Annotated in this window: 18 protein-coding genes; 8 read left to right on the top strand and 10 right to left on the bottom strand. The window is 66.8% G+C overall.

All coding sequences use genetic code 11. The features are described from left to right. Window positions 1-222: 222 nt before the first annotated feature. Both SCNU_RS19520 and SCNU_RS19515 read left to right on the top strand, forming a co-directional pair. The gene (locus tag SCNU_RS19520) at window positions 223-2,049 is read left to right on the top strand and encodes an acyl-CoA dehydrogenase (protein WP_009681147.1); all 1,827 of its coding nucleotides are present in this window, start codon (window positions 223-225) and stop codon (window positions 2,047-2,049) included. Between the two features lie 125 nt (window positions 2,050-2,174). After that, window positions 2,175-3,230, top strand: coding sequence for a zinc-dependent alcohol dehydrogenase family protein (locus SCNU_RS19515; protein WP_009681146.1), 1,056 nt, complete (start codon window positions 2,175-2,177; stop codon window positions 3,228-3,230). A 79-nt stretch (window positions 3,231-3,309) separates the two neighbouring features. Here SCNU_RS19515 and SCNU_RS19510 read toward each other — a convergent pair whose 3' ends face one another. Further along, window positions 3,310-3,630: an ArsR/SmtB family transcription factor gene (locus SCNU_RS19510; RefSeq protein ID WP_009681145.1), complete on the bottom strand. Its 321-nt coding sequence runs from the start codon at window positions 3,628-3,630 to the stop codon at window positions 3,310-3,312. A gap of 91 nt (window positions 3,631-3,721) precedes the next feature. Here SCNU_RS19510 and SCNU_RS19505 point away from each other — a divergent pair, with 91 nt between their 5' ends. From SCNU_RS19505 to SCNU_RS19490, 4 genes are all read left to right on the top strand, one after another. Next, window positions 3,722-4,960, top strand: a complete 1,239-nt coding sequence (locus SCNU_RS19505; RefSeq protein ID WP_009681144.1) for an MFS transporter — start codon at window positions 3,722-3,724, stop codon at window positions 4,958-4,960. Window positions 4,961-5,480: 520 nt separating this feature from the next. After that, a complete protein-coding gene (locus SCNU_RS19500) occupies window positions 5,481-5,972 on the top strand; it encodes a MaoC family dehydratase (RefSeq protein WP_009681143.1) in 492 nt (163 codons plus the stop codon). A gap of 72 nt (window positions 5,973-6,044) precedes the next feature. Next, window positions 6,045-7,721 (top strand): PHA/PHB synthase family protein, encoded by a 1,677-nt coding sequence (locus SCNU_RS19495; protein ID WP_009681142.1) that lies wholly within the window; start codon window positions 6,045-6,047, stop codon window positions 7,719-7,721. Between the two features lie 188 nt (window positions 7,722-7,909). Then, entirely contained in the window at window positions 7,910-8,191 is a 282-nt protein-coding gene (locus tag SCNU_RS19490) for a hypothetical protein (RefSeq protein WP_009681141.1), read from the top strand. A 71-nt stretch (window positions 8,192-8,262) separates the two neighbouring features. Here SCNU_RS19490 and SCNU_RS19485 read toward each other — a convergent pair whose 3' ends face one another. The 5 genes from SCNU_RS19485 to SCNU_RS19465 all read right to left on the bottom strand — a co-directional run bounded on the left by SCNU_RS19485 (window position 8,263) and on the right by SCNU_RS19465 (window position 13,408). Beyond that, window positions 8,263-8,646 (bottom strand): helix-turn-helix domain-containing protein, encoded by a 384-nt coding sequence (locus SCNU_RS19485; RefSeq protein WP_009681140.1) that lies wholly within the window; start codon window positions 8,644-8,646, stop codon window positions 8,263-8,265. Between the two features lie 28 nt (window positions 8,647-8,674). After that, window positions 8,675-9,193 (bottom strand): glycine cleavage system transcriptional repressor, encoded by a 519-nt coding sequence (locus SCNU_RS19480; protein ID WP_009681139.1) that lies wholly within the window; start codon window positions 9,191-9,193, stop codon window positions 8,675-8,677. A gap of 132 nt (window positions 9,194-9,325) precedes the next feature. Next, window positions 9,326-10,102 (bottom strand): SDR family NAD(P)-dependent oxidoreductase, encoded by a 777-nt coding sequence (locus SCNU_RS19475; RefSeq protein ID WP_040518968.1) that lies wholly within the window; start codon window positions 10,100-10,102, stop codon window positions 9,326-9,328. A gap of 99 nt (window positions 10,103-10,201) precedes the next feature. Next, window positions 10,202-11,890 (bottom strand): VanW family protein, encoded by a 1,689-nt coding sequence (locus SCNU_RS19470; RefSeq protein WP_009681137.1) that lies wholly within the window; start codon window positions 11,888-11,890, stop codon window positions 10,202-10,204. A 210-nt stretch (window positions 11,891-12,100) separates the two neighbouring features. Then, on the bottom strand, window positions 12,101-13,408 hold the full coding sequence (locus SCNU_RS19465; RefSeq protein WP_009681136.1) for an acetyl-CoA C-acetyltransferase: 1,308 nt from the start codon (window positions 13,406-13,408) through the stop codon (window positions 12,101-12,103). A 204-nt stretch (window positions 13,409-13,612) separates the two neighbouring features. On the opposite strand from SCNU_RS19465, the gene SCNU_RS19460 reads away from it, so the two are divergent. After that, complete coding sequence (locus SCNU_RS19460; RefSeq protein WP_175284135.1) at window positions 13,613-14,980, top strand: 3-oxoacyl-ACP reductase; 1,368 nt, start codon at window positions 13,613-13,615, stop codon at window positions 14,978-14,980. Between the two features lie 12 nt (window positions 14,981-14,992). Further along, the gene (locus SCNU_RS19455) at window positions 14,993-15,877 is read left to right on the top strand and encodes a MaoC/PaaZ C-terminal domain-containing protein (RefSeq protein ID WP_009681134.1); all 885 of its coding nucleotides are present in this window, start codon (window positions 14,993-14,995) and stop codon (window positions 15,875-15,877) included. 125 nt (window positions 15,878-16,002) lie between these two features. On the opposite strand, the gene SCNU_RS19450 is transcribed toward SCNU_RS19455, so the two are convergent. The 4 genes from SCNU_RS19450 to SCNU_RS20480 all read right to left on the bottom strand — a co-directional run bounded on the left by SCNU_RS19450 (window position 16,003) and on the right by SCNU_RS20480 (window position 19,366). After that, window positions 16,003-16,308: a MerR family transcriptional regulator gene (locus tag SCNU_RS19450; protein ID WP_009681133.1), complete on the bottom strand. Its 306-nt coding sequence runs from the start codon at window positions 16,306-16,308 to the stop codon at window positions 16,003-16,005. 93 nt (window positions 16,309-16,401) lie between these two features. Then, on the bottom strand, window positions 16,402-17,901 hold the full coding sequence (locus SCNU_RS19445) for a SulP family inorganic anion transporter (RefSeq protein ID WP_009681132.1): 1,500 nt from the start codon (window positions 17,899-17,901) through the stop codon (window positions 16,402-16,404). A 483-nt stretch (window positions 17,902-18,384) separates the two neighbouring features. Beyond that, a complete protein-coding gene (locus tag SCNU_RS19440) occupies window positions 18,385-18,579 on the bottom strand; it encodes a hypothetical protein (protein ID WP_139026169.1) in 195 nt (64 codons plus the stop codon). A gap of 328 nt (window positions 18,580-18,907) precedes the next feature. Continuing rightward, window positions 18,908-19,366, bottom strand: coding sequence for a hypothetical protein (locus SCNU_RS20480; RefSeq protein WP_139026167.1), 459 nt, complete (start codon window positions 19,364-19,366; stop codon window positions 18,908-18,910). Between the last annotated feature and the right edge of the window lie 175 nt (window positions 19,367-19,541).

The raw sequence follows: 19,541 nt of genomic DNA, 5'->3' as shown, positions 1-19,541 counted from the left end.
CCCCACCCATCACCAGGATTGAAAACAACCTGCCTGGACATCACATCTAGATCCTCTCCGCTTGCATTTGTTAGCGGGGCCACACAGGAGCCGTATTGTCCGCGCACCGGACGAGCGGTACCCTGTCAATAGTTACCGGCAAGTAACTTAGTCGGCGCCGTGTCAGCCACCGGAGCCGCGCACCCGGGAAACGACCTTCTAGAACTGCGAGTAAGGAAAACCATGGGCCATTACAAGTCCAACCTGCGCGACCTGCACTTCAACCTCTTCGAGATGTACGAACTCGACAAGGTCCTCGCCACCGGAGAGTTCGGCGACCTCGACCACGAGACGGCCGTCGACATGCTCCGCGAGGTCCGCACCCTCGCCGAGGGCCCGATCGCCGATTCGTTCACCGACGCAGACCGCAACCCGCCGGTGTTCGACCCCGAGAACCACACCGTCACCATCCCCGAGTCGTTCAAGGCCTCGTACAACGCCTTCATCGAGGCCGGCTGGGACAAGGTCGGCGTCGACGAGGCACTGGGCGGACTGCCCGCCCCGCGCTCGCTGTACTGGGCCATCGGCGAGATGATCCTCGGCGCCAACCCGCCGATCTTCATGTACGCCGCCGGTTCGGGCTTCTCGAACATCTTCTACGACAACGGCACCGACGAGCAGAAGAAGTGGGCCGCGATCTGCGCTGAGCGCGGCTGGGGCGCCACCATGGTCCTGACCGAGCCGGATGCCGGTTCCGACGTCGGCGCGGGCACCACCAAGGCCACGCAGCAGGAAGACGGCACCTGGCACATCGAGGGCGTGAAGCGCTTCATCACCTCGGCCGACCAGGACATGACCGAGAACATCTTCCACCTGGTCCTGGCTCGCCCCGAGGGCGCCGGACCGGGCACCAAGGGCCTGTCGCTGTTCTTCGTGCCGAAGTTCCACTTCGACCACGAGACCGGCGAGCTGGGCGACCGCAACGGCGCCTTCGTGACCGGCGTCGAGCACAAGATGGGCATCAAGGCCTCTGCCACCTGCGAGGTCAGCTTCGGCCTGCACGGCACCCCGGCCAAGGGCTGGCTCGTCGGCGAGGTCCACAAGGGCATCGCCCAGATGTTCGACGTCATCGAGCACGCTCGCATGATGGTCGGCACCAAGGCCATCTCGACGCTGTCGACCGGCTACCTCAACGCTCTCGAGTACGCCAAGGAGCGCGTCCAGGGCGCAGACCTGACCCAGATGATGGACAAGGCCGCTCCGCGCGTCACCATCACCCACCACCCGGACGTCCGTCGTGCCCTGCTGACGCAGAAGGCGTACGCCGAGGGCCTGCGCGCCGTGTACCTCTACACCGCGTCGCACCAGGACCCCGCCGCGGCGCAGATCGTCTCCGGCGCCGATGCCGAGATGGCCCACAAGGTCAACGACCTGCTGCTCCCGATCGTCAAGGGCGTCGGCTCCGAGCGCGCCTACGAGAAGCTCACCGAGTCGCTGCAGACTCTGGGCGGTTCCGGCTTCCTGCAGGACTACCCGATCGAGCAGTACATCCGCGACTCGAAGATCGACTCGCTGTACGAGGGCACCACCGCCATCCAGGCGCAGGACTTCTTCTTCCGCAAGATCATCCGCGACAAGGGCCAGGCACTCGCCCACGTCGCAGGTCAGATCCAGGACTTCATCGACAACGGCCAGGGCTTCGACGCCGAGCGCGCGCTGCTCAAGACCGCCAACGAGGACGTCCAGGCCATGGCCGCCAAGCTGACCGGCTGGCTGATGGGCGCGCAGGAGGATCCGAAGAAGCTGTACCTGATCGGCACCGCCTCGGTCCGCTTCCTGATGGCCGTCGGCGACCTGATGATCGGCTGGCTGCTGCTGCGCCAGGCCGTCGTCGCCCAGGCCGCCCTGGACGCCGGCGCCACCGGCGACGACAAGGCCTTCTACGAAGGCAAGGTCGCCTCGGGCGTCTTCTTCGCGAAGAACATGCTGCCGCTGCTCACCGCGGTCCGCAATGTCGTCGACAACAACGTCGACAACGACATCATGGAGCTCGACGAAGCCGCATTCTGATCCGCCTCGACAGGTGATCTGAAGCATCGAAGAACCCCGCCGGTCCCGGACCGGCGGGGTTCTTCCGTCCGGTCCGGATCGGCGATAGCGTCGAAGGCGGGGGTCTCTTCGATGGGAGCACCACGATGAAAGCACTCGTCTACCACGGCCCCGGGCAGAAGTCCTGGGACGACGTACCAGAGCCCACGATCGTCGCACCGACCGATGTGATCGTGAAGATGGACGCGACCACCATCTGCGGTACCGACCTGCACATCCTGAAAGGTGACGTGCCGGCGGTCGTGCCCGGACGCATCCTCGGCCACGAGGGCGTCGGGACGATCACCCAGACCGGCTCCGCGGTGACCACCCTGGCAGTCGGCGACCAGGTGATCATCTCGTGCATCTCCTCCTGCGGAAAGTGCGCGTACTGCAAGCAGGGCGTCTTCTCGCATTGCCTGGGCGCGGAGGGCGCCGAGGGTATCGGCTGGATCTTCGGCCACCTGATCGACGGCACCCAGGCGGAGTACGTCCGCGTGCCGTACGCGGAGAACTCGGTGTACCGCCTGCCCGAGACGGTCAGCCCGGAGCAGGGCGTCATCCTGTCCGACATCCTGCCGACCGGTCACGAGATCGGGGTCAGGTACGGCGCGGTGAAGCCCGGCGACGTGGTCGCCGTGATCGGCGCCGGGCCCGTCGGCCTCGCCGCCATCGCGACATCGGGACTGTACGGCCCGAGCCGAGTGATCGCCGTCGACCTCGATCCCAATCGGGTGTCGCAGGCACGCAGGTTCGGCGCCACCGACGGCGTCGTGTCGTCCGATCCGGATTGGCGCGACCAGGTGATGGCGATGACCGATGGCCTCGGCGTCGACGTCGCGATCGAGGCCGTGGGCATTCCGGCCACCTGGCAGATGTGCCTGGACGTCGTTCGGCCGGCCGGGCACGTGGCGAACGTCGGCGTGCACGGGAAGTCCGTCGAACTGCCGCTGCAGGACCTCTGGATCTCGAACATCGTGATGTCGATGGGGCTGGTGAACACCGACACCCTCGGGACGCTGCTGAAGATGGTCGCCCAGCGCAAGATCGATCCGGACGTCTTCATCAGCCACCGGTTCGCATTGAACGACATCCTGGACGCCTACGACGTCTTCGCCGATGCCGCGCAGACCAAGGCGCTGAAGGTCGTGCTGACGGCGTAGTTCGCACTACCAACGCGTAGATCGGCGAGGAATCGGACATCCGAGCGGGATCTCTCGCCGTACGCGTTGGTAGTGCGAGTTACTCCGCGTTCGCGGCGGCGAGCACGGCCGACAGCAGACCGGGATACGCGGCCTCGACGTCGGCGTCGCGCAGGGCGTACGTCGCGCCCTGGCCCGCGGGCCGTCGTGCGACGACGCCCGCCTCGCGCAAGATCTTGAAGTGGTGACTCGCGGTCGCCTTGGTGACGGTGTCGTACAGCGCAGTGCACGACAGTTCCGCGTCGGCGTTGTGCAGTCGGCGGACCATCTCCAACCGAACCGGATCGGCGAGTGCGCTGAGCACCGACTGCAGGTCGGCGACGGCCCCGGACTCGACCGTCTGCTCGTTCGCCTGCGCCATGACTTCACTCCTCACAAACTGTTTGATGATCGTCGAACAGAAGCGTACCGTCGGAACCGTTCGATCACCATCAAACGTACCCGAGGACGCCATGGCCAGCACCGCAGTCGCCCAACCGCCCGCCGTCCGGACCGCTCATCCGCAGGCGTGGTCGTACATGCTGCTGCTCGCACTGCTGGCCCTGGCACTGGGCTGCTCGGGACTGCCGTCGCCGCTGTACCCGATCTACCAGTCCGAGTGGCACATGACGCCGCTGACGATCACCATCGTCTTCGCGGTCTACGCCGTCGGCGCGCTCGGATCGGCCCTCACCGTCGGCCCGATCTCCGACGCCGTCGGACGCAAGCCGGTGCTGATCGCCGCACTCGTCTCGATCCTCGCCGGGCTCGGCCTCTTCCTCATCGCGACCAACGCATGGGAGCTGATGCTCGCCCGCTTCCTACACGGCAGCGCGATCGGGGCCATCACCGTCGTCGCCGGCGCAGCACTGCTCGACGTCCGACCGCACGACGGCGCCCGCAACGGCATGGCCAGCGGCATCGCGCTGAACGTCGGCATCACGATCACCGTGTTCGGGGCCGCGGCCGCAGCGCAGTGGGCGGCGAATCCGCTTCGCGTGCCGTTCGCCATCGTCGGAGCGGTGGTCGTGCTGATGCTGGTGGCCGTGATCGTCCTGGTGGAGCCGCACACCGAGCGCACCGGCGGACGGGTCCGCCTGCAACGACCGTCCATTCCGAAGGAGATCGCCACCGACTTCTGGTTCTCCGGAATCGGCATCATGACTGCCTGGTCGGTCCTCGGCGTCTTCCTCAGCCTCTACCCCGCACTGACCCAGCACGCCACCGGCCACACCTCGGTGATCTTCGTCGGGGTCGTCGTCGCAGTGATGGCCGCGGCCTCGGCCGCGTCGCAGTGGATCGGCGGGCGACTCGATCCGCGGACCGCCGCCATCACCGGAGACCTCGGCATGATCGTCGCGCTGCTGTCGGCGATCTGGGCACTGCACACCGGTTCGACGACCTTCGTCATCGTCGACTCCATCGTGCTCGGCGCCGCGTTCGGCCTGGCGTTCGGCGGATCACTGCGCCATCTCAACGACGTCGCACCCGCTGACGCCCGCGGCCGCGTGATGAGCGCGTACTACCTGCTCGGCTACCTCGCCATGGGTGTTCCCACAGTCATCGCGGGGGCGCTGTCGTCCTCCTTCGGCACGGCCGAGGTGTTCCCGTGGTTCGCCGCGGCGGTCGCGGCAGCCTGCTTCGCCGCCGCAGTCCTCGGACTGCGCGGCCGGCGGGAGGCCCAGTCGGACCTGGAGCAGACCCGCAGCTGACGACTGACCGCGTAGCGCCATCACCGCTCCGCCCAGCACATCGCGAGCCATTCCTTCACCGGCGGAACAGGATTGGCGAATTCGCGCGTATGCGAGCATCTCGATACCGAACCACGGAAGCCGCAATGCAGATGTCGGCCTACTAATCAGTAGACAATCATTGGACGAGTTCACCTCCCAACTCACTACTGATTAGTAGGCCCGGAAAATACTCATTGGTAACCGCGTTGAACTACTCGTCGGTAATCTCAATCGACCTTGAACTCCGCCATATCACCAGGTCAGATGGTGCACTGAGTGCCAAGTCAGATACCTCACATCGAATTGAACTAGCCGAATCCGACACTTAGTCTGATTTCAGTTCCTCAATGGATCGGGCTTTCTCCCCTCAATCAGAAAGCCCGCCCGAGGAGCGATGAGGACAGTCCGGAAACAACGACCGCGACTGGCCGAAATCCCCTGCTGAACCCACGGCTGCATCGACTCATCGGTGCGGTCTATTAATCGATCGGAAAAACGGTTGCCCAACTCGAACGCCACTTCGCCCACCGCCACCCGGAAGATCGGAATCGCCGATCTGCCGTCACTCGCCGGTCAGGACCTGGGCGCTTCCAGCCGCATCCGGATCACGCAGCAGCAGATCGACACGTTCGCGGACGCCACCAACGACCACCAGTGGATCCACGTCGATCCGGTGCGCGCGAAGAACGGCCCGTTCGGCACGACCATCGCCCACGGCTACCTGACCCTGTCCCTGGCTGTTCCGCTGTTCTGGGACCTCCTCGACGTCGACGGCGCCACCCAGATCATCAACTACGGCCTCAACAAGGTGCGATTCCCCGCCCCGGTGCCCGTCGACTCCGAGGTCGGCGCCACCGCCCGCGTCGTATCCGTCGACGAGATCGCCGGTGGCTATCAGCTGACGGTCGGCCTGACGTTCACCGTCGAAGGCAGCGAACGTCCGGTGTGCGTGTGCGAGATGATCGTCCGCTACCTCGGCGACACCGCCTAGCCGGACATCACACCTAGCCGACGGTCACGCCCCACCCTCCCCACCCAGCAAGAGATCACGAGTAACACCCGCATGAGCATCAACCTCCCCACCCGCATCGCCGCCGAAGTCGACCCCATCGGCTGGCTGGAGTCGTCGTTCCGAACCACCTCCGACCTGGCCAAGAACCCGCTGGGCGTCGCCAAGGCCACCGGCGACTTCGCGAGTCGTCTGAGCCGGATCCCCGGCGCCGCGACTCGAGTCGCACTCGGCCTCGACGGCGTAGACGAGAATCCCGAGTCCGTCCGCGACCGCCGGTTCTCCGACAGCACCTGGCACGAGAACCCCGGCTACTTCTCGATCGTGCAGGCGTACTTCGCCGCCCAGTCGTTCGCGCTCGATCTCGTCGACGCCGCGCCGACCGACGCGGTCACCAGCGCCAAGACCCGGGCGATGGTGCAGTTCCTGTGTGACATGCTCTCGCCGAGCAACTCGCCGCTGACCAACCCGACCGTGCTCACGAAAGCGATCAGCACCGGCGGAAAGTCGCTGGCCCAGGGCGCGAAGTACGCGTTGTCCGACGCCGTCCATCGGAAGGGGCGACCGCTGCGCGTGGACATGGACGCGTTCACCGTGGGCGAGAACATGGGCTGCACCGAGGGCCAGGTGGTGTTCCGCAACGAGTTGATCGAGCTGATTCAGTACGCGCCCCAGACCGAGCAGGTGCACGCGGTACCGCTGCTGGCCAGCCCGCCCTGGATCAACAAGTTCTACATCATGGATCTCGCGCCCGGCCGCAGTCTCATCGAGTGGGCCGTACAGCACGGTCGCACCGTCTTCGCCATCTCGTACCGCAACCCGGACTCGTCGATGAGCTCGGTGACGTTCGACGACTACCTCGATCTCGGGATCCGCTCGGCGCTCGATGCGATCCAGGAGATCACCGGCGCACCCAAGGTCGACGTCGCCGCGGTGTGCCTGGGCGGCGCGATGACCGCGATCGCGGCGGGCACCGGCGACGACCGGATCGGCGACCTCACGCTGATCAACACGATTCTGGACTACTCGGAGACCGGCGATCTCGGCCTGATGACCGATCCGAAGACCCTCGAGAAGCTCGACGTCTTGATGGCCAAGAAGGGCTACCTCGACGGCGAGGACATGGCGCTCACGTTCGACATGCTGCGCGCGAACGACCTGATCTTCAGCTACTGGATCTCGCGCTGGATGCTCGGCGAGGCTCCGCCGGCCTTCGATCTGCTGGTCTGGAACGAGGATGCGACCCGGATGCCCGCCGCCATGCACACCCAGTATCTCCGTCAGCTCTACAGCGAGAACCAGCTGGCCAAGGGCGAATTGACGATCTGCGACAGTCCCGTCGACCTCAAGTCGTTCAGCGGCGACGTGTACATCGTCGGCGCGATCAACGATCACATCGTGCCGTGGAAGACGTCGTATGCGGGCGCCAAGCTGTTCGGCAACGACGCCCGCTACGTCCTGTCGAACGGCGGACACATCGCGGGCATCGTCAACCCGCCCGGCAAGAAGGCGTGGACTGCGGCGCTCGGTTCACCCGAGGCCCCGTCCCCCGAACTCCCCACCGACCCCGATGCGTGGCGCGACGCCGCGACCGTCACCGGCGACTCGTGGTGGGACGACTGGGTGCTCTGGTTCGGTGCCCGCGCCGGCGAGATGCAGGCACCGCCCGCGATGGGCAGCGACAAGCACCCGGCGATCACGCCCGCGCCCGGCACGTACGTCAACGGCTGACCGGCCCGCTCGCACTACCAACGCGTAGAACCGTGATTTCGGCGATTCGAGCCGAGTAGTCCGGCCATACGCGTTGGTAGTGCGAGCAGAACCTGTGACGATCGACACTCTGGAGAGTTAGCATTCATCGTGCTAACTTGTTAACAACGGAGCGCGCCGCCGCACCACCTTCACCCGAGGAGAGAACCATGACGAACACCGACGCCGCGAGCAAGGTCACCAAGGCCATCGACGACTCGACCAAGCAGATCCAGGACGTGCAGACCGCACTGCTCGACGCGACCAAGCAGACCGCGCTCGCCTCGCTGGACGTCTACGAGAAGTCGATCAGCACCGTGCTCGACTTCCAGCAGAAGGTCATCGGCAGCACCGGTCTGGCCGCCGCCGACGGCGTCGTCGCCGCGCAGGTGAAGCTGTTCAGCGATCTGAACGCCGCGGGCGTCTCCGCTGCCCGCTCGGTGCTCGCGTAGTCCTCGCACACGCCGACAACGGCGCGGACCCGATCAGGGTCCGCGCCGTTTCTCGTTTCGGCCACGCCCGCTCAGCCGCCGGACTGCTCAGCCGCCCCGCGACGGCGGTTCGCGACCGTCACGCCCGTGAACGTCTCGTACATCTCCTCCAGCGCGGCGCGCTGCGCGCGCGTGAGGTCGGGGTCCCGCCGGATCGCCGCCACCACCTCTGTCTGCCCCTCCGGATCCGAACTCCGGGTCGACGCCGCGAGCACGTCCGCCGACAGCTTCAGGTTGTCGGCGATCGCCTCGAGGACCCGGTCGCTGGGCTCACGCAGGTTCCGCTCGATCTGCGACAGATACGGATTGGAGATGCCGACCATCTCGGCGAGCCGTCGCATCGGCATGGCGGCCAGCTCGCGCTGAGTGCGGATGAGCTCACCCAGCGTGAGCGGGCGTGGATCGGCGTCACTCATGCCTCAACGATACCGAGACGGAGGGTGCCTACTCGCCCTCGATGCCCAGCTCGACGAACAGCTCTTCCGCGATCCGTTCGAGGTCGCCGCGAATGGTCGCGACATCGGCGCTCGGCGGCACCCGGACCTCCATGCGAGCCTCGAACAGCATCCCGCCGGCCATCGGAGCCTCGCGCGTGCCGGTGGTCAGCTTCTCGATCGAGACGCCGCTGGCGTTCAGTGCCGCGGACAATTCGTTCACGATTCCCGGGCGATCGTTGCCGAGCACGTCGATCGTCAGCGACGACCACTGCGACGTCCGCGGCGACCCGCCGTCGCCCGCATGCACCGCGACCTCCAGCAGACCGTCGAGCGCGGTGACCGCTCCGATCAGCCCGTCCGCCCGATCCTCGGCGACCGCGACGACCACGATGCCCGCGAACTTGCCCGCCAGTTGCGCGAGCTGACTGCGTTCCCAGTTCCCGCCCTGCGCCGCGACCGCGTCGGCGAGCGCCGACACCAGTCCCGGTCGATCGTCGCCGATTACCGAAAGCACCAGATTCCGCATGTGGAGAAGCGTATCCGCGATCGACCACCCGGGCGGGCGCACCGACGGGATCCCCGAAATGCGTTACGCCGTTGATCGTGACCACTGGATGGTCACGATCAACGGCGTAAGCGAATGCCAGGTGGGTAAGGCCTACTTCGGAGGCATCCGGATGCCGCCGTCGACGCGGACGACCTCGGCGTTCATGTACGAGTTCGTGATGAGCTCCTCGACCATCGAGGCCAGCTCGTCCGGCACGCCGAGACGCTTCGGGAACAGGACGCTCTCGCCGAGCTTGGCCTTGAAGGCCTCCGACTCGGGGCCCGAACCGTAGATCGGGGTGTCGATGAGGCCCGGAGCGATGCAGTTGACGCGGATGCCTGCAGCCGACAGGTCGCGCGCGACCGGCAGGGTCATGCCGACGACGCCGCCCTTCGACGACGAGTACGCGGCCTGGCCGATCTGGCCGTCGAACGCGGCGACGGACGCCAGGTTGACGATGGCACCGCGCTCGCCGTTCTCGTTCGGCTCGTTCCGGCTCATGGCGGTGGCGGCGAGGCGCACGGTGTCGAAGGTGCCGATCAGGTTGATGGCGATGACCTTCTTGTACAGGTCCAGGTTGTGCGCCGACGCGAACTCCCCGTCCTTGCCGATGGTGCGCTGCGCCCAGCCGATGCCTGCCGAGTTCACGACGGCCTTCAGCGGGCCGAGCTCGACGGCCTTGTTGACGGCGGCCTCGATCTGCGCGGTGTCGGTGACGTCGACGGTGACGAACGCGCCGCCGATCTCCTTGGCCAGGGCCTCGCCGTCCTCGGCCTTGAGGTCGGCGATGACGACCTTGGCACCCTGCGCGGCGAGCCGGCGAGCCGAGGCCGCGCCGATGCCCGACGCACCGCCGGTCACGATTGCACTTGCTCCATTGATATCCATGTCCCGGAGCTTATCTCCCGGTGACTGGGAGCACATCTCGGGGGTTGGAACACGTTTCAGTCGCCGGTGATCCTCGGACTCCACTGGCGGCGGACTCCATTAACGGCAGCGGACCACGGGCTCCGGGTCGTACTTCACCGTGCGTGTGTGCCGATAGGTCTCCTGGCCGGTCTTCAGGCTGCGGATGATCCGGGTGTTGGACGCGGTGAATCCGGGCTGCCCGCTGCTCGCGACGCACTCGTCGCCCGCCGGAAGAACGACGGTCGACGGCGACGTCGGAGCGGTGCGATCGCCGGTCACCGACTCGACCTCCATGGTCTTGGTGCTCCACATCCGGACGGTGACGTTCGACGGCGTCCAGCCGGTCTCGATCACGATGCCGTAGGGCGTGTTGTTCTTGAACTGCAGATCGATGGCGCCCTCGAACACGGTGGCCTCACGCGCCTCCGGGTAACGGGAGATGTAGTAGCTGTGCTCGGTGTGCGTGACGTCCTCGAGCCCGGCGAAGTACGACGCGTTGTACAGCGTGGTCGCGAACTGCGAGATCCCGCCACCCACGGCCTCTGACGGCCTGCCGTGGTCGATGATGCCGGACTTCACGTAGCCCTGAGCGCTGCCGCGGGGCCCGGTGTAGCCGTTCAGGGAGAACGTCTGGCCCGGTAGGACCACCGCTCCGTTCACCTGCTCGGCGACGAGGCGGATGTTCTCACCGGAGGGACCGCTGAAGCCCCCGGTGGTGAATTCCGAGACCACTTCCTTGACGCCCAGCTTGCTCGCCCGCTTGGTGTCGACCTTGGGCTTGGTGATCTTGTAGACCACATCGCCGGAGCGCTTGTCCGACTGCGTCGAGAGCGCGGCGAGCGCGTCGGCGGTCCGGACCCAGTCGACGGTCGCGCCCTCGGTGGACGGCACGACGGTCGGAGTGCCGCCGGTCAGCCGGAAGGTCGCGTCGACCGGTTTGGACTCGGTCTTCGCCGCCCGATCGCCCAGGATCTCCTGCGCCTTCTTCGGATCGACGTGCGCGGCCAGACCGCCCTTGCCGTCAGGAACGAAGGTGACGAGCCGCCCCGCCTCCCGGGGCGAGACGATCACGCGCGAACCACGTCCGGAGAGCGGAATCGCCGAAGCGGTGACCTCCTGCGCCGGACCGTCGAGGGTGGCCTGGACCGTCTCCGCCGAGACCGTCGGCGAGAACGGCTCCATCTCGAGGTCGACCGGGTGGCCGCTGAGCCAGTTGTCGGCGATCGCCTGCTTGGCGGCGTCCCGCTTGATGCGCAGTCCCTTGGACGGGAAGTCACCGACCGGCTCGAGCCCGTCGAAGTGGACACCGCCCTCGACCGCGGCCTTCTCGAGCACTTCGCGATTCTTGTCGAGCGCGGCGTTGAACGCGGCGTCGTCGAGAGTCACCACGGGTGCGACGTCGCGTGAGACGCCGACCATGCCGAGGAATCGGTCCCACGGATTCTTCGGCTGGTCCATCAGTCGGTCGAGCGTGGCGTCGACGTCGAAGGTGGCACCGAGCGTCTCGGGGTCGATGTGCGCCGACCCGGTGTTCGTTCGCACGGACACCGGACTGTGCGACGCGACGGTGAGCGCCTCGAGCTCGGCGCGAGCCTGCGCTTCAGTGAGCCCACCGAGGTCGAACTCGGCGATGTGGGCACCGCGCGCGGTATGGCCGTGGGTGAGGATCGCGTCGATCCCGAAAGCGGCTCCGATGAGTAGCAGACCGCCGAGGAGACCGCGGACGATCCACCGGCGGATGTCGGAACGATCGTCGGAAGAGGTCACAACTGACAAACCCTACCTGGAAAAAATGACTCCGGCCGAACCGCCGGGTCGGGGGTCTGGCGGTTCAGCCGGAGCTACTCGGTATATAGCCGGGCCCGCGGCGGGCGTTACACCCTCCGAGAATTTCCCTCAGAATCCCGGAAGAGACCCAGTCAAGGCCGCTTTCACGACCGAGACCGGGGCTTTATCCGAAATCGGAGTTTCGGGCGATCATCCCTCGACGATCGCCGTGACGCCCTGACCGCCCGCGGCACAGATCGACACCAGCGCACGACCGCCGCCGTTCTCCTTGATCTGCTTCGCGGCCTGCGCGATGATCCGGCCGCCGGTGGCGGCGAACGGATGGCCGGCCGCGAGCGACGAGCCGTTGACGTTCAGCTTGCTGCGGTCGATGGCGCCGAGCGCCTTGTCGAGGCCGAGACGCTCGGTGCAGTACTCCTCCGACTCCCACGCCTGCAGCGTGGCGAGCACGACGGAGGCGAAGGCCTCGTGGATCTCGTAGAAGTCGAAGTCCTGCAGCGTGAGGCCGTTGCGCTCCAGCAGCCGCGGCACCGCGTAGGTGGGGGCCATCAGAAGGCCGTCGGGACCGTTGACGTAGTCGACGGCGGCCGTCTCCGTGTCGCGCAGGTACGCCACGACCGGCAGCTTCTTCTCGGCCGCCCACTCGTCGGTGGCGAGCAGCACGGCCGAGGCGCCGTCGGTGAGCGGCGTCGAGTTGCCCGCGGTCATCGTCGCGTCGCCGAGGCTGACACCGAAGACCGGCTTCAGCGTGGCCAGCTTCTCCACCGACGAGTTCGGGCGGAGGTTCTCGTCACGCGTCAGACCCATGAACGGGGTCACCAGGTCGTCGAAGAAGCCGCGGTCGTAGGCGGCACCCATCTTCTGGTGGCTGGCCGCGGCGAGCTCATCCTGGTCGGCGCGGCTGACGCCGAACTCCTTGGCGGTGATGGCGGCGTGCTCGCCCATCGACAGGCCGGTGCGCGGCTCACCGTTGCGCGGGATCTCGATGCCGAGCTTGGTCGCCAGGCCGAGTGCGGCCTTCACGCGATCCGCGGTGCTCTTGGCGCGGTTGATCTCGAGCATCTGGCGACGCATGTCCTCGGACACGCCGATCGGCGCGTCGGACGTGGTGTCGACTCCGCCGCCGACAGCGACGTCGTAGCGGCCGTTCGCGATGCCGTCGGCGACGATCTGGATCGCCTGGAGTCCGGTGCCGCAGGCCTGCTGCACGTCCATGGCCGCCGTGTAGGGCGAGAGCGAGGAGCCGAGGACCGACTCACGGATGAGGTTGAAGTCGCGCGAGTGCTTCAGGACGGCGCCGCCGGCGACCATGCCGAGCTGCTCGCCCTGCAGGTTGAAGCGGCTGACCAGACCCTGCAGGGCCGCGGTGAACATGTCCTGGTTGCTCGCGGTGGCGTACGCACGGTCCTGACGTGCGAACGGGATGCGATTTCCGCCGAGGATCGCGACCGGGCGCTGCTGACGGGTTTCCGGCTTACGGGGCGTGTACGAGGCCACAACTTCTCCTGGAGATTCTCGGATGTCGACAGGTCGACCTTGAGAGTATTCTTACTCCCGAGTAAGTTCATTGTCGACTCCTGGGCCTGCGGCGCATGTCACAGCCGCGCGGGCTACTGCTCGCCGCCGGCATCCGCCTAGGGTCTCCGGCAGGACCGGGGTTCCGACACGGACTCCGGATTCGTTACACAGACATCGAAGGAGATAGTCGTGGCAGGCAACACCGACCTGTATTCGTCCATCGTCAACAGCGGCCCGGGCGCGTTCATCGCCTCGCGCGTCGGCCTTCCGCAGCCGCCGGCCCTGCGTCGATACTCCGCATCGCAGCCCGCCCTCGGCGGCCCGGTCCTGCTCGGCGGCGCCGGCCGCCTCGTCGAGCCGATCCGCGAGATCCTCACCGCGGGCGACGACTACACGCTGGTCGAGAACAACGCCGGCGGACGCAGCGCGGACAAGCTCGGCGCCGCTGTCTTCGACGCCACCGGCATCTCGAAGCCCGCAGAACTCGAGCAGCTGTTCGAGTTCTTCACCCCGATCATGCGGTCGGCGGGCAACTCGGCGCGCTTCGTCGTCCTCGGCACCACGCCGGAGCTGACCACCGCGCCCGACGAGCACGTCGCACAGCGCGCGCTCGAGGGCTTCACCCGCTCGCTCGGCAAGGAACTCCGCAACGGCGCGACCGCGCAGCTGGTGTACGTCTCGCCGAAGGCGAAGACCGGCCTGTCCGGACTCGAGTCGACCCTGCGCTTCCTGCTGTCGGCCAAGTCGACGTACGTGGACGCCCAGGTGATCCGCGTCGGCGCCGACGACGCCGCGCCGGTGGAGAGCTGGGACAAGCCGCTCGCAGGCAAGGTCGCGCTGGTCACCGGTGCCGCCCGCGGCATCGGCGCCACCATCGCCGAGGTCCTGGCCCGCGACGGCGCCCACGTCATCGCCGCCGACATCCCGGCCGCGGGCGAGGCGCTCAGTGAGACGGCGAACAAGGTCGGCGGCACCGCACTGCCGCTCGACGTGACCGCCGACGACGCCGGCGCGAAGGTCGCCGAGCACGTCCTGGAGCGCCACGGCGGCCTCGACATCATCGTCAACAACGCGGGCATCACCCGCGACAAGCTGCTCGCCAACATGGATGCCGGCCGCTGGAACTCGGTGATCAGCGTCAACCTGATCGCCCCGCAGACGCTCGTCAACGAGCTCATCGAGCGCAAGGCGCTCCGCAAGGGCGGCGCCGTGGTCGACGTCTCGTCGATCGCAGGCATCGCAGGCAACCGCGGACAGACCAACTACGGCGCGTCGAAGGCCGGCGTGATCGGCCTGGTCGACACCTACGCTCCGATCCTCGCGAAGTCCGGCATCACCATCAACGCCGTGGCTCCCGGCTTCATCGAGACCGCGATGACCGCGGCGATCCCGCTGGCCACCCGCGAGGTCGGCCGCCGGATGAACTCGCTGCAGCAGGGCGGTCAGACCGTCGACGTCGCCGAGACCGTCGCCTACTTCGCCAGCCCGGCGAGCAACGCGGTGACCGGCAACGTGGTCCGCGTGTGCGGTCAGAGCCTCCTCGGCGCCTGACGGGATCCGGCGATGACCAAGACCGTCACCCTGACGTCCCTGCCGGGCGCGGGCCAGATCTATCCGAGGGCCGTGGGCGCCATGCTCCCGGTGATCGGCAAGCCCGCCCGCGTCAGCGCGACCGCCGACCTCCCGGACACCGTGTACCGGATCGAGAATCTGCGGATCGACTCGGCACAGCTCAAGGAGTACTGCCGGACCACGGGACTGCAGTTCGGCGCCGAGGTGCCACTGCCGTACCTGTTCGTCCTGCAGTTCCCCCTCGCGATGACCGTGATGGTCTCGGCGGACTTCCCGTTCGGCGCCGTCGGCGCAGTGCACGTGGAGAATCGGATCGAGCGGCTGCGCGCCATCGGCGTCGATGAGCCGCTGACCGTCTCCACGCACGCCGAGAACCTGCGCGAACACCGCAAGGGCATGCTCGTCGACGTGATCTCCGAGTTCCGCGTCGGCCGCGAGCTGGTGGCCGTGCAGACCGGCACGTTCCTGAAGCAGCAGCGCACCAGCCTGTCCGGCGGTGAGCGCGGACCGGCGCCGAAGGACACCACCCCGCCGCCGCCCGGCCGCGTCGTCAGCGTCGATCTCGGCCTGATCCGCCAGTACGCGAACGCGTCCGGCGATCGGAATCCGATCCACATGGCGGACCTGACCGCGAAGGCCTTCGGATTCAGTCGCGCCATCGCGCACGGCATGTGGAGCGCGGCGGCCGTGCTGGCGAACGTCGAGGCGCAGTTGCCGCAGGCGGTCGTCTACTCGGTGCGCTTCGGCAAGCCGATCCTGCTGCCCGCGAAGGTGAACATGTACACCGAGCGGACCGAGGACGGCTACGATCTGTCGATCCTCAATCGCCGCAAGGGCTACCCGCACCTGACAGCGACGACGCGTCCGCGCGCCTGAGAGAAGCGAAGTCGAGGCGCCGATCCCTCTCGGGGATCGGCGCCTTCGTCGTTCATGTGACGCTACGTCGCGCCCATCTGGGGTGTCTGGAGATTCTCGGGCGGTCCCTGAGGAGCTGGTTGCGGTCAGTCCGAGGGCCGTGCGGAGAGCAGTCCGGTGAACTCCTCGGCATAGGCCAGCTGCCGACGGAGCCGGCCCGCGTTGTCGGCGGCCTTGTCGCGGAGCGCGAGCAGATCCTGCTGGGCCGCCCTGCGCAAGGCCGGTCCGGCCGTTTCGTCGTCGAGAATGTCGATCGAGTCGACCAACTGCTTCATCTCCGCGAGGGTGAACCCCAGCGGCTTCATGCGGCGGATGACCGGCATGCGGGCGACGTCAGCCTCGGTGTAGAGGCGGTACCGCCCGTCGAGCGGGCCGAGGCCGGACGAGCCCAACCTCGACCCAGTGGCGGATCGACTTCAGTGAGAGCTCGGTGCGCTCGGCTACCTTGTCCGATCTGCAGGTAGCCACTGGTGTCAGAGCTCATTTCAGTGTCCGCCGTCCAGGTGCCTGGAGAGCCGGTGGTGGCGAGCTTCCGAAGCCGGGTCGAGGCCGATGATCTGCACGGCCTTGCCCTTGGCGGCGTATTTGGTGGTGACAGCGTCCAGAGCCGCCACGGTCGAGGCGTCCCAGATGTGTGCATCCGACATATCGATCAGGACATTGACCGGATCAGCGGTGTAGTCGAACTGATAGACCAAGTCGTTGCTGGAGGCGAAGAACAGTTCGCCGCGCACCTTGTAGACGCGCGTGTCGATCGCGCCGTCGGAAGCCTTGTCGACCTCGGTGAAATGCGCGACGCGCTGTGCGAAGGCGACCATCGCGGTCAGTACACCGGCGATGACACCGTAGGCCAGGTTGTGGGTAGCCACAGTGACCGCGACGGTGACCACCATGACAGTGGTCTCGGCGATGGGCATGCGCCGGATCGTCTTCGGCGAGATCGAATGCCAGTCCATGGTGCCCACCGAGACCATGATCATCACCGCGACCAGTGCCGCCATCGGAATGAGCGCGACTACATTACCGAGCCCGACGACCAGGATCAACAGGAACACCCCCGCCAGGAACGTCGACAGGCGAGTGCGAGCGCCAGCGGATTTCACGTTGATCATGGTCTGGCCGATCATGGCGCACCCACCCATTCCGCCGAAGAACCCGGTCACCACATTCGCGACACCCTGCCCCCAGGCCTCGCGGGTCTTGTCGGAGTGGCTGTCCGTGATGTCGTCGACGAGTTTGGCGGTCATCAAGGATTCGAGCAGACCAACCAATGCCATCGCCAGGGCGTAGGGAGCGATCGTCGCCAGCGTGTCGAGGGTGAACGGAACGTTCGGAATAAGCCAGGTCGGCAGGCTCGACGGCAGCTCTCCCTCATCCCCCACGTTGGGCACGTTGAGTGAGAACGCGATGGTCGCGGCGGTGAGCAGCACAATCGCCACCAGCGGCGCCGGAACCGCCCTGGACAATCTGGGCAGCACCGCCAAGATCAGGATGCCGACAGCGACCATCGGATACACCAGCCACGGAACCCCGATCAGGTGCGGGATCTGTGCGGTGAAGATGAGGATGGCCAGCGCGTTGACGAATCCGACCATCACACTGCGTGGGATGAACCTCATCAACCGGGCGACGCCGACCAGACTGAGCACCATCTGCAGCACTCCAGCCAGGATGACCGTGGCGATCAGGTAATCGAGGCCGTACTGAGTGACCACCGGTGCGATGACTAGGGCGATCGCCCCGGTCGCGGCGGAGATCATCGCGCGGCGACCTCCGACGATCGCGATAGTCACCGCCATCGTGAACGAGGCGAACAAGCCGACGCGTGGATCGACGCCGGCGATGATCGAGAACGAGATCGCCTCCGGAATCAGCGCCAGTGCGACCACCAAACCAGCCAGCACCTCAGTACGTAACCGCGCTGGGCTGCGCAGCGCGGCGACCACCGACCCCTCGTCGGCCAGCCGCTGCGTCATCGAGACCATCGGGGAACCTCCAATTACATGGACTCTGGCGCACACAGGCGCAGCAGGGCACCGCGACAATGGTCGCCGGGAAGAACGTCGCCGGAGCGCGAGCGGACGCCCCATTGGGAGCTGGTCGCGTCGGCCACACTGCCGGACAGGTCGCCCACTCGGCGCCCCAAAACCATACCCTCCCGTCAGGGTATGGTTTTGGGGCGCCGTGTTCACTGAACCGTCATGCACCGCCCTGACTGAGGCGTGCTGTGCGATCGCGCCATCGACCGAATCGGCACCGACCTGGGCATTCGCGTGGTCGTGCGGGGCAAGTTCCCGCGCACCACCCGCCCGGCGCCGGAGATCCGGACCCGGTTTGGGACCTTCCCCTCAGTCAGGGAGTCCTGACTGGTGCGTGTTGCGCCTGACTCGTCGGGGTCGTGATGCGTGCAGTGGCGATGAGGCAAGCAGAGATCAGGGCAAGCGCGAGGGCATGCCCTCTCAGGGTCATCAGCCGTGCCGGGCGCGGACCATAGGAGTCGGTGAGGCGAGCGCGGAGACGACGCCGACGAGCCCGACGGTCAGGAGCAGGATCGGCAGTGCGGCGTCGGAGCCGTTGGCGGCAAGAACGATTGGGCCGAGATAGGTGTAGAACATGAGTCCGCCAGCGCCGCACAAGAAGATCGCAGCGACCATTCGCAGCACGCCGGTAGTGTGCAGCGGCGCCAGTCTGTCTCTCACCGCCGTCCTGAGCGCCGACTCGACTGACATCACGCCCGTCGTCCTCAAATAGAGACGGATCGGCGATCCGGCCAGAATCGACTCCCAGCGGGTAGATGTCCGGCCCCGAGACCGCGATTCGCTCCAGTCTCGCGCCTCTATCTCAGCTCCGCGCCTGAAGCACCCCATCAGTCAGATGCCGCCCGGCTACGTCCTCGTCGGTCCCTTGGCCCACGTGACAACGTCGCCCCGGGGCTCGGTACTGGTCCTCGCTGCGGTGCTCGGTCACGGTCAGGTCAGTAGCGAAGGCCACCTACTCGACGGCCACGGAGGTGAGGTGCTGATACTGGCTGCGAGCCTCACTGGTAGTCGTGGGTGCGAGTGCGACGACGATGTTCTCAATGAGAAAGGTGTCGAGATGAGTCTGGTGATAGACGGCGGCCTCTCGCGTGGTCCCGAACTGCATCACCGTGGTTTCAGCTGTAGCAGCCGCGGCCTGGCAATGGGTGGTGAGGCAGTCTGTCGAGGTGGTGTCGTGAGCGCCGGTGGCGGGCATGCCGCCTCGGCGGTACACATCGATGATCGATTGGGGCGTTGCGTCGTTGATGATCGCCGCCTCGTTCGGTGCTGGCGGCGGGGAGTCGGCGGCATCTCTACCTGGGCCTCCGGCCGAACAGGCTCCAGCTAGGAGCGGTAGTGAGAACAGCGCCAGGGAGGCGCAGAACAACCGTGTTCGATTTCTTGGGTGGTCAGCGATGGTGCCGTTGATCATCACAGATGGGTTCCTCTGATCGGTTGGGGTGACGGGGTAGGCCGTTGAGCGCGGCCAGTCTGTCGTTGTAGGCATCGAGGGCCGCGGCGTCGTCATCGAGTGTGATGGTGGTGTCGGCGCCGACGGTCGCTGAAGCGCCCTGGGTTCCGTTCCGAGTCTCAGCAAGGAGAATCGG

The sequence above is a fragment of the Gordonia neofelifaecis NRRL B-59395 genome, from assembly GCF_000192435.1.
Taxonomy (GTDB): domain Bacteria; phylum Actinomycetota; class Actinomycetes; order Mycobacteriales; family Mycobacteriaceae; genus Gordonia; species Gordonia neofelifaecis.
This window is presented reverse-complemented; position numbering and strand designations above follow the sequence as displayed.

Bases quoted from the DNA above. Each gene is read 5' to 3' on its own strand.
- SCNU_RS19520 (WP_009681147.1), top strand. From the start codon at position 223: ATGGGCCATTACAAGTCCAACCTGCGCGACCTGCACTTCAACCTCTTC.
- SCNU_RS19495 (WP_009681142.1), top strand. From the start codon at position 6,045: ATGAGCATCAACCTCCCCACCCGCATCGCCGCCGAAGTCGACCCCATC.
- SCNU_RS19510 (WP_009681145.1), bottom strand. From the start codon at position 3,630: ATGGCGCAGGCGAACGAGCAGACGGTCGAGTCCGGGGCCGTCGCCGAC.
- SCNU_RS19455 (WP_009681134.1), top strand. From the start codon at position 14,993: ATGACCAAGACCGTCACCCTGACGTCCCTGCCGGGCGCGGGCCAGATC.
- SCNU_RS19515 (WP_009681146.1), top strand. From the start codon at position 2,175: ATGAAAGCACTCGTCTACCACGGCCCCGGGCAGAAGTCCTGGGACGAC.
- SCNU_RS19445 (WP_009681132.1), bottom strand. From the start codon at position 17,901: ATGGTCTCGATGACGCAGCGGCTGGCCGACGAGGGGTCGGTGGTCGCC.
- SCNU_RS19490 (WP_009681141.1), top strand. From the start codon at position 7,910: ATGACGAACACCGACGCCGCGAGCAAGGTCACCAAGGCCATCGACGAC.
- SCNU_RS19475 (WP_040518968.1), bottom strand. From the start codon at position 10,102: ATGGATATCAATGGAGCAAGTGCAATCGTGACCGGCGGTGCGTCGGGC.
- SCNU_RS19505 (WP_009681144.1), top strand. From the start codon at position 3,722: ATGGCCAGCACCGCAGTCGCCCAACCGCCCGCCGTCCGGACCGCTCAT.
- SCNU_RS19485 (WP_009681140.1), bottom strand. From the start codon at position 8,646: ATGAGTGACGCCGATCCACGCCCGCTCACGCTGGGTGAGCTCATCCGC.
- SCNU_RS20480 (WP_139026167.1), bottom strand. From the start codon at position 19,366: ATGATCAACGGCACCATCGCTGACCACCCAAGAAATCGAACACGGTTG.
- SCNU_RS19480 (WP_009681139.1), bottom strand. From the start codon at position 9,193: ATGCGGAATCTGGTGCTTTCGGTAATCGGCGACGATCGACCGGGACTG.